Source organism: Exiguobacterium artemiae, from assembly GCF_033342815.1.
Classification (GTDB): Bacteria; Bacillota; Bacilli; order Exiguobacteriales; family Exiguobacteriaceae; genus Exiguobacterium_A; species Exiguobacterium_A artemiae_A.
The window spans coordinates 304,766-318,849 of sequence record NZ_JAWPEN010000002.1 but is presented as its reverse complement, the minus strand read 5'-3'; the positions used below and the strand labels follow the sequence as shown (position 1 = coordinate 318,849).

At 49.6% G+C, this 14,084-nt stretch carries 16 protein-coding genes; 14 read left to right on the top strand and 2 right to left on the bottom strand.

Features of this window, described 5'->3' with window-relative positions; all coding sequences use genetic code 11:
* The first annotated feature begins 62 nt into the window (after positions 1–62).
* From R7V76_RS04170 to R7V76_RS04145, 6 genes are all read left to right on the top strand, one after another.
* The gene (locus R7V76_RS04170; protein ID WP_214850653.1) at positions 63–1,253 is read left to right on the top strand and encodes a 2,3-diketo-5-methylthiopentyl-1-phosphate enolase; all 1,191 of its coding nucleotides are present in this window, start codon (positions 63–65) and stop codon (positions 1,251–1,253) included.
* Complete coding sequence (locus tag R7V76_RS04165) at positions 1,250–1,909, top strand: 2-hydroxy-3-keto-5-methylthiopentenyl-1-phosphate phosphatase (protein ID WP_318091387.1); 660 nt, start codon at positions 1,250–1,252, stop codon at positions 1,907–1,909. The genes R7V76_RS04170 and R7V76_RS04165 overlap by 4 nt, the downstream gene beginning before the upstream one ends.
* The gene (locus R7V76_RS04160) at positions 1,906–2,526 is read left to right on the top strand and encodes a methylthioribulose 1-phosphate dehydratase (protein WP_318091386.1); all 621 of its coding nucleotides are present in this window, start codon (positions 1,906–1,908) and stop codon (positions 2,524–2,526) included. Before R7V76_RS04165 ends, R7V76_RS04160 begins: the two co-directional genes overlap by 4 nt.
* A 15-nt stretch (positions 2,527–2,541) precedes the next feature.
* On the top strand, positions 2,542–3,081 hold the full coding sequence (locus tag R7V76_RS04155; protein ID WP_114597098.1) for a 1,2-dihydroxy-3-keto-5-methylthiopentene dioxygenase: 540 nt from the start codon (positions 2,542–2,544) through the stop codon (positions 3,079–3,081).
* Between the two features lie 142 nt (positions 3,082–3,223).
* Complete coding sequence (locus tag R7V76_RS04150) at positions 3,224–3,733, top strand: arsinothricin resistance N-acetyltransferase ArsN1 family A (RefSeq protein ID WP_114597097.1); 510 nt, start codon at positions 3,224–3,226, stop codon at positions 3,731–3,733.
* Between the two features lie 68 nt (positions 3,734–3,801).
* On the top strand, positions 3,802–4,557 hold the full coding sequence (locus R7V76_RS04145) for an MBL fold metallo-hydrolase (protein WP_318091385.1): 756 nt from the start codon (positions 3,802–3,804) through the stop codon (positions 4,555–4,557).
* Between the two features lie 58 nt (positions 4,558–4,615).
* Here R7V76_RS04145 and R7V76_RS04140 read toward each other — a convergent pair whose 3' ends face one another.
* Entirely contained in the window at positions 4,616–5,263 is a 648-nt protein-coding gene (locus tag R7V76_RS04140; RefSeq protein ID WP_114597095.1) for a pentapeptide repeat-containing protein, read from the bottom strand.
* 158 nt (positions 5,264–5,421) lie between these two features.
* On the opposite strand from R7V76_RS04140, the gene R7V76_RS04135 reads away from it, so the two are divergent.
* From R7V76_RS04135 to R7V76_RS04125, 3 genes are all read left to right on the top strand, one after another.
* Positions 5,422–6,747: a Y-family DNA polymerase gene (locus R7V76_RS04135; RefSeq protein ID WP_318091384.1), complete on the top strand. Its 1,326-nt coding sequence runs from the start codon at positions 5,422–5,424 to the stop codon at positions 6,745–6,747.
* Positions 6,731–7,060, top strand: a complete 330-nt coding sequence (locus R7V76_RS04130; RefSeq protein ID WP_318091383.1) for a YolD-like family protein — start codon at positions 6,731–6,733, stop codon at positions 7,058–7,060. The genes R7V76_RS04135 and R7V76_RS04130 overlap by 17 nt, the downstream gene beginning before the upstream one ends.
* A 69-nt stretch (positions 7,061–7,129) precedes the next feature.
* On the top strand, positions 7,130–7,942 hold the full coding sequence (locus tag R7V76_RS04125) for a ZIP family metal transporter (protein ID WP_034770070.1): 813 nt from the start codon (positions 7,130–7,132) through the stop codon (positions 7,940–7,942).
* Positions 7,943–8,003: 61 nt separating this feature from the next.
* Here the strand turns inward: R7V76_RS04125 and R7V76_RS04120 are convergent, their stop codons facing one another.
* Positions 8,004–10,127: a heavy metal translocating P-type ATPase gene (locus R7V76_RS04120; RefSeq protein ID WP_318091382.1), complete on the bottom strand. Its 2,124-nt coding sequence runs from the start codon at positions 10,125–10,127 to the stop codon at positions 8,004–8,006.
* Positions 10,128–10,298: 171 nt separating this feature from the next.
* On the opposite strand from R7V76_RS04120, the gene R7V76_RS04115 reads away from it, so the two are divergent.
* The 5 genes from R7V76_RS04115 to R7V76_RS04095 all read left to right on the top strand — a co-directional run bounded on the left by R7V76_RS04115 (position 10,299) and on the right by R7V76_RS04095 (position 14,031).
* Positions 10,299–11,135, top strand: a complete 837-nt coding sequence (locus R7V76_RS04115; RefSeq protein ID WP_114597090.1) for an undecaprenyl-diphosphate phosphatase — start codon at positions 10,299–10,301, stop codon at positions 11,133–11,135.
* A gap of 109 nt (positions 11,136–11,244) precedes the next feature.
* Positions 11,245–11,838, top strand: coding sequence for a LemA family protein (locus tag R7V76_RS04110; protein WP_114597089.1), 594 nt, complete (start codon positions 11,245–11,247; stop codon positions 11,836–11,838).
* On the top strand, positions 11,835–12,575 hold the full coding sequence (locus R7V76_RS04105) for a TPM domain-containing protein (protein WP_318091381.1): 741 nt from the start codon (positions 11,835–11,837) through the stop codon (positions 12,573–12,575). Before R7V76_RS04110 ends, R7V76_RS04105 begins: the two co-directional genes overlap by 4 nt.
* Positions 12,576–12,584: 9 nt before the next feature.
* Positions 12,585–12,857, top strand: a complete 273-nt coding sequence (locus R7V76_RS04100; RefSeq protein ID WP_318091380.1) for a DUF1294 domain-containing protein — start codon at positions 12,585–12,587, stop codon at positions 12,855–12,857.
* 211 nt (positions 12,858–13,068) lie between these two features.
* Positions 13,069–14,031, top strand: coding sequence for an EAL domain-containing protein (locus R7V76_RS04095; RefSeq protein ID WP_318091379.1), 963 nt, complete (start codon positions 13,069–13,071; stop codon positions 14,029–14,031).
* The last annotated feature ends 53 nt before the right edge of the window (positions 14,032–14,084 follow it).

Genomic DNA, 14,084 nt, shown 5'->3' with positions numbered 1-14,084 from the left:
TGGTCTCTTGTCATTGACGAGGGACCATTTTTGTATTCTTCAACAAGGGAGAGACAGTCGATATGACGTATATTACCGCAACATACCAACTCGGAACGACGGATCAGTTACCAAAACGTGCAGAACAAATCGCGCTCGGCTTGACCGTCGGTTCGTGGACCGATTTAAATCATTTGGAGCAACAGCAGCTTGAATCGTTCAAAGGACAGGTCGTCCATACGGAAGAACACGACGGGAAAGGCTACATCACAATCCGGTATCCGGAACACAACGTCTCCCGCGATTTTTCAGCAATCTTAACGACCGTCTTCGGCAAACTGTCGCTCGACGGACAAATCAAATTAACGGATTTACAGCTCCCGGCTTCATTCACCACTGACTTCCCCGGTGCCAAATTCGGTATCGAAGGTGTCCGGCAGTTGATTCAAGTTCACGACCGTCCTCTGTTGATGAGCATCTTTAAGGGCGTCATCGGCCGGGACCTCACCTTTTTGCGGGAACAACTCGAAGCGCAGCTTGCGGGCGGCATCGATCTCGTCAAAGATGATGAGATCTTATACGATAATCCGTTGACACCGGCACTCGACCGGGCACGGATCGGACGTGAAGTCCTGAATGCCCATTATGAAAAAACCGGCAAACGGGCGCTTTACGCGATTACGTTGAGTGGTCCCGTCTTCGGCTTAAAGGATCAAGCGAAACGTTTAATCGAAGCCGGTGCGACTGCCTTCCTGCTCAATACGTTTACATATGGACTCGACGTCCTGCGCGAATTAGCGGCTGATCCGGACATTTCCGTTCCGATCTTTAATCATCCGGCCTTAAGCGGAGCCTTGATCGCAAGCCCGGAATACGGCATTGCAGCTCCTGTTTTACTCGGGACGTTACCGCGGCTGGCCGGTGCCGATTTGACGTTGTTCCCGTCGCCATACGGAAACGTCGCCCTCGCCAAAGACTTGGCGCGCGGAATTGCCGTCGAAGCCACACGGATCGGAGAAACGAAGACGATTCTTCCGGTTCCCTCGGCAGGTATTCATCCCGGTCTCGTCGCTCAGCTCGTTCGTGATTTCGGGACCGATTCCGTCATCAATGCCGGCGGCGGAGTTCATGGTCATCCGCAGGGCGCTGCGGCCGGTGTGCTCGCTTTCCGCCAGGCCCTCGACGCAGCACTTGCCGGCGAATCTTTGACGAGTGCCGCAACGCGGCAGGAAGAACTTCGGGTCGCACTCGACGCCTGGGGGATTACGAAATGACGATCCGGATTTTATGTGACTTTGACGGGACCGTGACCGAACACGACAATATCATTGCGTTGATGAAAGAATTCGCTCCCCCGGCAGCGTTTGAACCGTTGAAAAAAGGTGTCCTCGATCAATCGTTGTCCATCCAGTCCGGTGTCGGACAGATGTTCCGGTTGCTCCCCTCGGATCGTAAACAGGACTATATTGATTTTTTGGAACAGCGGGCTGTCATCCGTCCCGGCTTTAAGACCTTACTCTCCTTTGCAAAATCGAACGGGATCGACTTTGCAATTGTCAGCGGTGGAATCGACTTTTTTGTCCAACCGATTCTTCAAGAATTACTGACAGATGAAGCGATTTACTGCAACGGCAGTGACTTCAGTGAGGAGACGGTTCGCATCGAGTGGCCACACGCCTGCGATGATAAATGTACGAATCACTGCGGCTGTTGTAAAACGTCGATTGCCCGAAAGCTCAAGCAGGATGGCGATATCATCATCGCGATCGGTGACTCCGTGACGGATTTTGAACTGGCGAAACAAGCGGATCATGTCTATGCCCGCGATTATCTGATTACGCTGTGCGAACAGCACGGGATTGCATATACACCGTTTGAAACGTTTTACGACATTGTTGATCATCTGCAGACAACGGAGGTGTACGCATGACCTTTTTAAAACGATACGAAGAACTCCGCGCCATCAAGCAGGAGTTCTCTGCACGGGACTGGTTTCCCGGTACGAGCGGTAATCTCGCCATTCGAACAGGCAGCCATCCGACGGAATTTCTTGTGACGGCCAGCGGGAAAGATAAACGGCAGGACACGCCGGACGATTTCGTCCATGTTGATGCGACCGGTCAATTGATCGGCGAACAAAACGGACGTCCTTCTGCGGAGACCTTACTTCATGTCGAAGTTTTTAACCGCACGACGGCCGGCTGCTCGCTTCACGTCCATACCGTCGACAACAATGTCATTTCAGAACTCTACGGAGACCGCGGGGAAATCCGGTTTACCGGTCAGGAAATCATCAAGGCACTCGGCCGCTGGGAAGAAGACGCGGAAGTCGTCGTACCGGTCATCGCGAACCATGCGGATATCCCGACTCTTGCCGCAACGTTTGCCAGGCATGTAAAAACGGAAAGCGGTGCCGTCCTGATTCGCAATCACGGGATCACCGTCTGGGGACCAACTGCCTTTGAAGCGAAAAAACAGTTGGAAGCCTTTGAATTTTTATTCAGCTACACCTTAAAACTGCAAACGTGCCGACAGGCGATTCATTAAAAGGAGGAATTTAAAATGGCAACAGTACTTTTCCAACAGACAAACGAACGGTATACGGATCAAAACGAGGTGTCCGCGTTTCTTTCTTCACGTGGTGTCCTGTATGAACAATGGGATGTCTCGAAGCTCCCGACAGAACTGGTCGACACCTATACGTTGACGGACGCGGACAAACAAACGATTCTCGATACGTTCGAGCCGGAAATTACGGACGTCTCGGAACGCCGTGGCTACCAGACGGCCGATATCATCTCACTGTCCGATGCGACACCGAACTTGGATGAGTTGCTCGTCAACTTCCAGAAAGAGCACCACCATACGGATGACGAAGTCCGGTTCATCGTCAGCGGTCACGGCGTGTTTGCGATCCAGGACGACGAAGTCGGCTATTACAACATTGAACTGAACCCCGGAGATTTGATTTCCGTTCCCGTCAATACACGGCATTACTTCACACTACAGGACGATCGCCAAGTCGTTGCCGTCCGGATTTTCGTGACGACGGATGGTTGGGTTCCGATTTACGAAAAAGATCCGATCGAAACAACTAACTAAAGGATTCTCCTGAAAACAGATGGTCCGGTTTATCCGGCTTTCTGTTTTTTTAGTGTTCATTCCTATCTTACAAACATACCGCTTGTTTTCGTTTCCTCCTATATAATGAAGAAAAGACTCTTTTGAATTGGAGGTCACGTGTATGATGATTCGTCCTGTCCAGGAAGCTGATTTACAAGACATTCTCGCCATCTATAACGAAGGCATCGAAGATCGGATCGCGACGCTTGAAACGGATACCAAGGAATTATCTTTCATGCAGGACTGGTATCAGGAACGGACACCCCGCTATGCCGGGTTTGTAGCGTATGAAGGAACGACAATTCTTGGCTTCATCTCACTTGACCCCTACAATCCGCGCCCCGTCTATCAATCGGTCGGTGAACTGTCGGTCTACATCACCCGGACCCACCGCGGACAAGGCATCGGGCGTCAGCTGCTCCATGTCATTGAAGAACACGCGATTACGCAAGGGTTCCACAAGTTGATTCTGTTTACGTTTCCGTTTAACAGACTCGGTCAAAAACTGTACATCCGGTCCGGCTTCCGGATTGTCGGAACGTTTAAGGAACAGGGTATGCTGAACGGATATTACGTCGATGTCCTGGCGATGGAAAAATTGCTTCCGAAAACGATCGATGATCAAATATGATTAACACGGCGGCTGAATGGGAAATGAACGAACAGTGAAACATTCCCAACCCGAAAGGAAGACTGCCCGTGGATATTCAACAAATCCGTAATGCGACACTCGTCGTCACTTATGCCAATCAAGTATTTTTAATCGATCCGTTTCTCGGTGAAAAAGGAACCTTACCGCCGTTTGGTCAAACTCCGAATGCCGTTCCGAACCCGCTCGTCGACTTACCGGTCGATATCGCGACCTTACTTGATCCGGACGCGATTTTCGTCACCCATCTGCATGCCGATCATTTTGACGATACGGCAAAAGAAGTGTTACCGAAACAAATTCCGCTTTATGCGCAAAATGAGACGGATGCGGCCACGATCCGCGAAGCCGGATTCACCAATGTCTCTTCATTCGAAGACGGACTGTCGCTCGGTGATATCCGTGTCTCCCATACGTCGGGACAGCACGGTGTCGGTGAAATCGGTCAACGGATGGGTACCGTGTCCGGTCTCGTCTTGAAACATCCGGACGAACCGACGCTCTATATCACCGGTGACACGATTTGGTGTGATGAAGTCGCGACGGCGATTGAACAACATGCGCCAGATATCATCATCGTCAACAGTGGTGCTGCACAATTCCTGACCGGCGAACCGATTACGATGTCCCAGCGTGACTTGCTTGCTGTTCATCAGGCGGCGGCTGAAGCCACGATCATCGTCTCGCATCTCGAGTCCGTAAACCATTGTCTTCTGCGCCGCGATATGATTGCCGATTTTCTGGCCGCTCATCATCTGTCCGCGCATTTCCTCATCCCGGATGACGGTGAAACCATTTCCTTCTAAACAAAATGAAGTCCGCTGTCCCGGTAGTACTGGACAGCGGACTTCATTTTGTTAATCGTTAATCGTGACTTGGAATGACGAGTCCGAGTAACCGGGCAAAGGTGATGGCCTGGCTTTCCGTAACGACGGCACCCGGTAAGAAACGTGGATCAATCGTGATTCCGGACAGATCGACGTGCCGCAGATCGAGTCCTTTTAACGCCGTCTCGACCCATTGGCTTTCCGATAAATCAACTTCATGGAGACGGAAATCGGTCGGTTTCATTTCAAAGAAATGACTTTCCCGCATCGTCGTCTGTTCCACTGCGACGTGACGTAACGCTGTCCGGATAATTTGAGCATAATTCGCCTGACAGTTTTTGATCGTTACATGATCAACCGTATTGGACTCAAAGTGAATTCCGGTCAGACGGCACTCCTCAAAAATGACCCGGTGAAAACGGCTGTCCTGGAACTGACATCCTGTGAAGTCACATTGTTCAAACCGGACGTTTTCAAATGAAGCCCGCTCAAAGACCAGTCCTGCAAACGAGACGTTCCGAAAACAGACTTGATTGACGTCGAGCCGCTCTGTCAGCTCGACCGGTAATGTCTCTTTTTCATACAGCGTTTGGTACAGATACGGGTCATCGATTTCGACATCCGCAAAGGTTTCCGGTGTCAATTGATGTGGTAACTCGGGTAATTGAATGATTTGTTTTTTCACGTACTTCCCCTTCTTTCCTTCTACATCACTTTTCTCTTTTTTAGTGTAGCAAAGATTGACTCTTTTTTGGTTTTTTGATTTGAGACCAACTGAGACCATGATATAGTCAAATCAAAAATAAGAACAAATGTTCTTTTTAGTACCAAGGAGTGTTTCCGATGAACCCGACAAGCTCTTTTCCCGATCAACGCATCTTTTGTGTCGACAGTGTCTCCTTCTATGCCAGTTGCGAATGCCGTTACCGAAGCCTTCCTCCTTTGACGACGAAACTTGCTGTCGTATCGGACTTGACCCGCTCCGGATCCGTTGTCCTCGCAGCCAGCCCTGCCTTAAAACAACTCGGCATCAAGACCGCCAGTCGACTCTATCAGATCGAACAATTGCCTTACCGGGAGCGAAAGCAGATTATACTAGTTGAACCGCGGATGCTCGCATATATGAAAACATCAATTGAAGTATTGGATGTCTTGCATCAGTTTGCCCCGCCCGATGCTATCCGGATCTATTCAATCGACGAAAATTTTATCGACATGAGCGGAACGGAACGGCTTTTTGGATCAGATGTTGAAACAGCTCAAAAAATCCAGACAGCAATTTGGCAACAGACCGGCATTCCGGTCCGGATTGGCATCGGTCCGAACAACGTCATCGCAAAACTGGTGCTCGACTTACGTGGAAAACGTGAAGGCATCGCACAATGCGGGTATGCGGATGTTTCCCGGTTGCTGCATGATTTTCCGGTTCGCAAGATGTGGGGCGTCGGACGGATGATGGAACAACACTTGTCGGTAATGGGTATCAGCACCATTGGTGACCTCGCTGCAGCACGGGTGGAAGACTTACACGAACGATTTGGAGTCCTTGGGGCAGAGCTTTGGCATCATGCCTGGGGAATCGACAGTTCTCCAACCATCATTGATCCGATGACTTTATTTCAGACTGCGCCGGATGCCAAAAGAACGATCGGACATGGGGTTACTTTAATGCGCGATTATTACCAGTATGAACAGATTCGTTTAGTGCTGGCCGAATTAGCAGCTGACGTCGCGGCACGGGTCCGTTTTTCCAATCAAGTCGGTTGGACGGTCCATCTCGGCGTCCGCTACTCCCGCCATGTCACCCGGGACGGCTTTTCGAAGCAGCTCCGGCTGCCTTATCCGACAGCCGATGAACGGCTGTTATTACGTCATATTCTTCAATTGTTCGAACCGAATTGGCTCGACGGTGAACCGGTTCGCTTTTTATCGGTCGCTCTTGGACAACTTACCCCGGATCAGGGAACACTTCAATTGTCCTTGTTTGAAGACAATACAAAGGTTTGGCGCCGAAAACGGTTATTAAAAGCCATCGACCACGTCAATTTACGTTACGGCAAAGGAACGATCCGGCTGGCGGTGTCTTTCCTCGATACAAGTGTCGCGAAACGCCGGCTCCGGTTCGTCGGTGGCCATCCGGGAGGTGATTTACATGACACGTTATCGTGACCGCGGAAATCTCAAGTGGCTTCCCTTTTTGATGCCGGAACACATCCAGTTGCTTAAAGCCTATTATCTTGAAACACATCATATCGATTTTCCTGTCCTCGATGAACAACTGCAGTATCCTTGGCAGTTCTTACTCGAACAAGCATTAATAGAAGGAATCGAGCTCGAAATCACGTACTATAGTGAAAGGGGCTATGTCACGACATCCGGTTTCATCGAGCAGGTGCATCGGGAACGCGCTTATCTTGTTTTGCGTGGACCCTCATTGCTTGAGATTCCGCTCGGACGAATCATTCGGATTGAAAACGGGTAGAAGAGACAGAAGCTGCTGTATGTTAAGCACTTATTTTAAGTATTGGAATTGAAAGAAGGAATGATTCGTATGATGGAATGGTTTACCGGACTTCCGGTCGTCGTGCAAGCCCTGCTTGCCGGCATGATGACCTGGGGATTAACGGCACTCGGGGCCGCACTTGTCTTCGTCTTTACGACGATTGAAAAACGGGTCATGAATATGATGCTCGGCTTTGCGGCCGGTGTTATGATTGCGGCTTCGTTTTGGTCATTACTTGCCCCGGCAATTGAATTTACGGAAAAAGATGGTGGGATTGCCTGGTTACCGGCCGCAATCGGTTTCCTCGCAGGCGGTTTTTTTGTCCGCCTCCTCGATTTTGTCACTCCTCACCTGCACTTATCCGCTCCGCTCGAAACAGCCGAAGGTCCTTCGACCGGTCTGAAAAAGACGACATTGCTGTTTCTTGCGATTACGCTCCACAATATCCCGGAAGGACTCGCGATCGGTGTCGCTTTCGGTGCCGCTGCCTTGAACATGGATGGCGCGACCGTTGCCGGTGCCTTGACACTGGCACTTGGAATCGGGATTCAAAACATGCCGGAAGGGGCTGCTTTGTCGATTCCGCTTCGCGGAGAAGGCATGTCACGCCGGCGGGCCTTTAACTACGGACAATTATCGGCGATCGTCGAACCGATCGCTGCCATGGTCGGTGCTGCTGCCGTCTTCTTTATTCAACCGCTCTTGCCGTATGCCTTGGCGTTTGCCGCCGGTGCGATGATTTTCGTCGTCGTCGAAGAATTGATTCCTGAATCGCAGGCTGAAAACGGGTCCGACTTGGCAACACTCGGTCTGATGGTCGGCTTCACAGTCATGATGATTCTCGATGTCGCTCTCGGTTGATGTAACACGAATAAAACCTCTCCCATCTTTACGCGGGAGAGGTTTTATTGTGCATCCATTCTTATTTTCGTAAAATCCGCATCGCGTTTAAGACCGCGAGCACCGTTACACCGACATCGGCAAAAACAGCTTCCCACATCGTCGCAACACCAAAGGCGCCAAGCAATAAGAACACGCCTTTTATACCAAGTGCAAATGCGATGTTCTGATAAACAATCCGGCGTGTCGCTCGGGCAATCCGAATCGCTTCGACGAGCTGTTTCGGTTCATCCGTCATCAGGACGACATCCGCCGCTTCGATTGCGACATCACTTCCGAGTCCACCCATCGCAATCCCGACATCCGCCCGTGTCAACACGGGAGCATCGTTGATCCCGTCGCCGACGAACGCGACCCGGCCTTTCGCTTGATGTAAGATGGCTTCTAATTGTTCGACTTTTTGATCCGGCAACAGTTCCGCCTTCACTTGCGTCATCCCGATTTGTTGGCCGATGCGCTCTGCCGTTTCCCGGCGGTCGCCGGTCAACATGATTGTCTGAAGAATTCCGAGTGCTTTCAGCCCGTCCAACGCTTCTACCGTCGTGTCTTTAATACGGTCGGCAATCCGGATAAATCCAAGGTAGCTGTCATTTCGGGCCACATGTACATAGGTCCCGTCCTCGGTCTGAGCGAGCGGCGTAAAGCCGAGCTCTTTGAACCACCGGGCACTTCCCGCCTGAATTTGATCTGTCCCGAACCGTCCGCTGACGCCGGAACCTGCCACTTCCTGATACTCTTGAACAGCGGTCGAAACGGAACCGTGTGATGCATACATCCGCTGAATGGATTTGGCAATCGGATGATTGGAATGTTGCTCGACGGTTGCCGCGGCACGCAATAAGTCGTCTTCTGATCCATGAACCGCCTGCATCTCAACGACTTCAAAAACCCCTTCCGTCAACGTTCCTGTTTTATCAAAGACGACGGTATCGAGTTGTTGTAACGCTTCAAGATGATTTCCGCCTTTGACGAGAATACCGCGTTTCGAAGCGGCACCGATTCCGCTAAAGAAGCCGAGCGGAATCGAAATCACAAGCGCGCAGGGACAACTGATGACAAGGAACACTAGTGCCCGGTAAATCCAGTCACTCCACGTTGCTTCCGTCACGACGAGTGGCGGCACGACGGCAAGAAGTGTTGCTACAAGAACGACAATCGGTGTATAAACTCGTGCAAATCGTGTGATGAATTTTTCCGTCGGTGCTTTATGGCGTGACGCATTTTCCACTAAATCGAGAATTTTAGCGACAGTCGACTCATTGTACGGCCGGTCGACTTGAATCAACAGATGACCGTCCGTATTGATCGTTCCGGCTAAAATCGGCTCGGTCGGACGAACACGCCGCGGGACCGATTCCCCGGTCAACGCGGTCGTATCGATGAACGCTTCTCCTGTTAGAACCGTTCCATCCAGTGGAACCTTCTCCCCTGCCCGAACAACAATCCGTTGACCGATGTTGACCTGTTCCGGACTCACACGTCGTCCATCCTCAAGCGTCGCGACATCCGACCGGATATCCATCAACGCAGCAATCGATTTCCGCGACTGATCGACAGCACGGTGTTGGAAAAACTCCCCGACTTGATAAAACAACATGACAGCAACCGCTTCCGGATACTCTCCGATTAAAAAAGCACCGAACGTCGCAATGACCATCAAGAAGTTCTCGTCAAACACCTGACCATGCCGGATATTTCTGACAGCGGTTCGAAGGACATCCCAACCGATTAAAAAATAGGCAATTGCAAAAAATAGAAGGTCAATTGATCCCGGAACAAAAAAAGCACTGATGAACGAGATCATGCCGACACTGTATTGTATTTTTTTCGTACGGTTCAAAAATGGACCATGATCGTGCGGATGGCTGTGGTCATGTCCCGTGTGTTCATGCGGATCGACGGCTTCTGTTGTCGCCGTCCGGACGAGACGGACATCCGGTTCAAGTTGCTGAATCCGTTCGACGACTGCCTGATACGTATCGTCGCATGCAGCGCCCTTTTCATATGTCAGATAGAGTTTCTGACCGGCAAAATCCAAATCAGCTTGCTCGATGCCTGCCACGCTCGCGACACCCCGTTCCACCTTCGCCGCACAGTTGGCACAATCAATTCCTGTAATTTTCAGACGTTCTGTTTTCGCTTCCATTCCCTCACCTCATTCAAACGTTTGTTTGATTATAAGTTCAGTGTACTCTTTTTTGATGCTTGCAACAAGCCGGATTTCTCTCAGTCCTGCGCCCGATATTTCGATTCGTTCTATCTCAGAAGAATAAAACATGATATGTTTTTATTTAGAATAATATAGAAGGAGAATAACATGACTATCATTGAATTACTTAAAGCACTTTTACTCGGTTTCGTCGAAGGAATGACGGAATTCGCCCCTGTCTCCTCGACCGGACATATGATCATCGTCGATGACATGTGGCTTCAAACAACGGACTTCTTAGGGAAGTACTCGGCCAACACCTTTAAAATCGTCATCCAGCTTGGTTCGATTTTAGCCGTCATCGTCGTCTTTTGGAAACGGCTGTTCAGTTTAATCGGTCTTTATAAAATCGAAGGTGAGCACGATGCATCGGGTACGCATAAATTAAAATTACGCCATGTCCTGATCGGTTTACTCCCGGCAGCCGTTCTCGGTCTGTTGTTTGAAGACTTCATCGACGAAAATCTTTTCTCAATCGATACGGTCATCATCGGTCTTGCCGCTGGTGCGATTTTAATGATTGCCGCTGATAAATTCGGACCAAAAGAACCGAAAACAACGACGCTTGATCAGATTTCATACCGCCAGGCAGCACTGGTCGGGCTGTTCCAATGTATCTCGCTTTGGCCGGGATTCTCACGGTCCGGCTCAACGATTTCCGGTGGTGTTTTCCTCGGAATGAATCACCGGACAGCAGCGGACTTTACGTTCATCATGGCGGTTCCGATCATGTTTGGGGCAAGTGCCTTGTCACTCGTCAAGAACTGGGAATATATCAATGTTGGAGATCTTGGATTTTATGCAGTCGGTTTCATCGCTTCGTTCGGCTTTGCGTTACTGTCGATCCGTTTCTTCCTGAAACTGATCAATAAAATCAAACTCGTTCCGTTTGCGATTTACCGTCTTGTCCTGGCAGCGATTCTTGCGGTCGTCGTCTATATGTAATCCCAAAAATCATCAGCTTTCCGCTGATGGTTTTTTGATTTCTTGAAACTTATTGTTGCAGATTAGGGTATAGATAGTTGAGATACAGAAAAAAGGAGTGGTCATCAATATGGCTCGTAGAAATCGTGGAGGTTCCAAGTTACCTCTCATCATCGGGATTGCAGTCGTCGTCCTCATTGCCTTTTTAGCAATCGGACAGTACAACAGTCTCGTCAATGTCGAAGAAGATGTTTCAAATAAGTGGTCGCAAGTCGATAATCAAATTAAACGCCGGGCGGATTTAATTCCGAACCTCGTTGAAACCGTCAAAGGGGTCGCCGGTCAGGAACAAAAAGTCTACGGTGATATCGCCGAGGCACAGGCAGGTCTTGCCCGTGCGGCTTCAACAGAACAACGGATTGAAGCCGATCAACAGGTCACGTCTTCACTTCGTGGATTGATTGCGTTGCAAACGACATATCCGGACTTAAAATCAAGCGAACGATTCCAATCGTTGATGGATACACTTGAAGGAACCGAAAATCGTCTCGGTATCGCTCGGAAAGATTATAATGATGCCGTGACTGTCTACAATAAAAAACGTCGCAGTTTCCCAACTTCGCTTTATGCTTCGGCGTTTGGTTTCGAGAAAAAACCATATTATGAAATCTCAGAAAGTGACCGTGAAAATCCAACGGTTGACTTCAATAGTGACTCGAAATGATTTGGCGACGAACGCGCCTGCTTTTTACCGCGTTCCTCGTCTTCTTCCTTCTGACTCCGACTGCCGAAGCCGTGTCAGAACGCACGGGCGCAGCGTTCTTCATCCAGGATGATGCACAGCTGCTGACCGCGTCGGAAGAAGCGGAACTCGCTCGTCTCGGGCAAGAACTCGAACAATATACAACGGCACAGGTTGTACTCAAGACTGTGCCGGATTTAAAAGGACAAGATTTAAGCACGTATGCCAATGAAACGTTCCGGTCTCAAGGCATCGGACAGGCCGGAAAAGATAACGGAATTCTCGTCGTCGTGGCACCAAACGAAAAAGACCGGAATTTCCGGATCGAGGTCGGCTATAAGCTGGAAGGTATTCTGACCGACATCACAGCGGGACGGATTCTTGACAAGTACGCCGTTCCGTACCGGGATCAAGGTAATTATGGCAAAGCGGCATCCGAAACCTATAAAGCGGTCGTCAGCGTCGTGTCGAAAGAACAGTCGCTTGAATCACAGGATCCGGTCAAGAAAAGTACGGACGGCGGTTTGAGTACATGGGCAAAAGTCCTGATTGGTGCCGGTCTTGTCCTCTTGCTGTTCCTCGACATGAAGTTCACCGGTGGCATGTTCTTCTTTGCCATCATCAATATTTTTTCCGCCATCATGCGTGGTGGTGGAGGCGGTGGCGGTGGCAGCCGGGGCGGCGGCGGAAGTTCCGGTGGCGGCGGCGCGGAAAGGTAATATACAGACATGACTATTTTTTCAACTATTGTTGTCTTTTACGGTATTATGACTGTTATCGGATTTGTTTCGATGTGGCGGGATAAACGAAAAGCACAGCAACACGAATGGCGTACACCGGAAGCGACCTTGCTGATCATCGCATTTCTCGGTGGTGCACTCGGGACACTTTTAGCGATGCAATCGGTTCGTCATAAAACCCGGACAGCGAAGTTTCAACTTCTTGTACCGCTGGCGATTTTACTCCATGCGACGCTGTGGATTTTGTGGATTCGATCGTAATCCTTTAAATTATGTACCGATTAACCGATAAAAAAGACAGGATGGTTCATCAAAAGATGAACTGGACCTGTCTTTTTTTTTACTTTGGTCAATAGAAGGACAAATAGTTGATATCATGTTTATTTATAGATTATCTTCGGGTAAAGACTTTAACTAATTTAATAAATACATCTTTAACATGTATTTAAATCAGAAAGGTGGACACTCATCCATGTGGCATCCTTGCGCCGAATGTACAACGACCATCCGATTTATTGAAGCGGGATCTCTACATATCCAGTCTTCTCCACCGGAAATATTTTCTTATAGTTCATTTGAACAGTTGGAACAAATTCTCGCCTCTACGTTACAAATTGCCGATTTTCCAGTCTCCTGCCGGGCGACAGGATCCCGTCTCGTGACACCTGTGCTGACCGCCTCTGTTTTACTCGAACAGTTAAAGAGCCGTCAAGCCATCGATTTCATCCAAAACGGAGTCATGACGAGTCATCTGCAACCCATATTTAATATTCAAGACAACAGCTTGTTCGCCAACGAAGCGTTGCTCCGGGCCGCTGATCAAACGATTCCGATGTCTCCCGGTCTCCTCTTTTCGACGGCATCAAAAATGGGGCTCCATTCCCGCCTCGATCAACGGGCGCGTGAAGAAGCGATTCGGGCAACACACTTGGTCGGCGGAACAGAGAAGACATTCATCAACTTCCTTCCTTCGACCATCTATAATCCGGAATACTGCCTGCGTCATACGTTTGAAATCGTCGAACGGTATAACGTGGATCCAAGTCGGCTCGTGTTCGAAGTCGTCGAGACGGAAAAAATCGAAGACGTCAATCACTTGAAACATGTCTTCGAACAATATAAAAAACAGGGTATTCAAGTAGCACTGGACGATGTCGGTGCCGGCTTCTCGACGCTTGATATGTTGTCGTTGCTCCAACCGGATTACGTTAAAATTGACCGCGCCTTCATCTCAAACTGTGACACGGTGGCAGAAAATGAAGCGTTCTTGCGAAAAGCACGTCATTTAACAAAAGAGATGGGCATTCAAATTCTTGCAGAAGGTATCGAACGTCAGGAAGAACTTGACCTCTGCCGCGAACTTGGGTTTGATCTCGGTCAAGGTTATTTACTCGGTCGCCCTGCACCTTATTCGGAGCTGGCAAAAGCACAATGATGATGACGGGCTGACTCAAAAGTCTGCCTCTACAAAGATAAGGGTGGCAGATG

Excerpts from the sequence above, each read along its gene's own strand:
- R7V76_RS04170 (WP_214850653.1), top strand. The coding sequence starts at position 63 with ATGACGTATATTACCGCAACATACCAACTCGGAACGACGGATCAGTTA.
- R7V76_RS04165 (WP_318091387.1), top strand. The coding sequence starts at position 1,250 with ATGACGATCCGGATTTTATGTGACTTTGACGGGACCGTGACCGAACAC.
- R7V76_RS04130 (WP_318091383.1), top strand. The coding sequence starts at position 6,731 with ATGACACGTTATCGTGACCGCGGAAATCTCAAGTGGCTTCCCTTTTTG.
- R7V76_RS04125 (WP_034770070.1), top strand. The coding sequence starts at position 7,130 with ATGATGGAATGGTTTACCGGACTTCCGGTCGTCGTGCAAGCCCTGCTT.
- R7V76_RS04100 (WP_318091380.1), top strand. The coding sequence starts at position 12,585 with ATGACTATTTTTTCAACTATTGTTGTCTTTTACGGTATTATGACTGTT.
- R7V76_RS04095 (WP_318091379.1), top strand. The coding sequence starts at position 13,069 with ATGTGGCATCCTTGCGCCGAATGTACAACGACCATCCGATTTATTGAA.
- R7V76_RS04135 (WP_318091384.1), top strand. The coding sequence starts at position 5,422 with ATGAACCCGACAAGCTCTTTTCCCGATCAACGCATCTTTTGTGTCGAC.
- R7V76_RS04120 (WP_318091382.1), bottom strand. The coding sequence starts at position 10,127 with ATGGAAGCGAAAACAGAACGTCTGAAAATTACAGGAATTGATTGTGCC.
- R7V76_RS04110 (WP_114597089.1), top strand. The coding sequence starts at position 11,245 with ATGGCTCGTAGAAATCGTGGAGGTTCCAAGTTACCTCTCATCATCGGG.
- R7V76_RS04115 (WP_114597090.1), top strand. The coding sequence starts at position 10,299 with ATGACTATCATTGAATTACTTAAAGCACTTTTACTCGGTTTCGTCGAA.
- R7V76_RS04150 (WP_114597097.1), top strand. The coding sequence starts at position 3,224 with ATGATGATTCGTCCTGTCCAGGAAGCTGATTTACAAGACATTCTCGCC.
- R7V76_RS04105 (WP_318091381.1), top strand. The coding sequence starts at position 11,835 with ATGATTTGGCGACGAACGCGCCTGCTTTTTACCGCGTTCCTCGTCTTC.
- R7V76_RS04160 (WP_318091386.1), top strand. The coding sequence starts at position 1,906 with ATGACCTTTTTAAAACGATACGAAGAACTCCGCGCCATCAAGCAGGAG.
- R7V76_RS04155 (WP_114597098.1), top strand. The coding sequence starts at position 2,542 with ATGGCAACAGTACTTTTCCAACAGACAAACGAACGGTATACGGATCAA.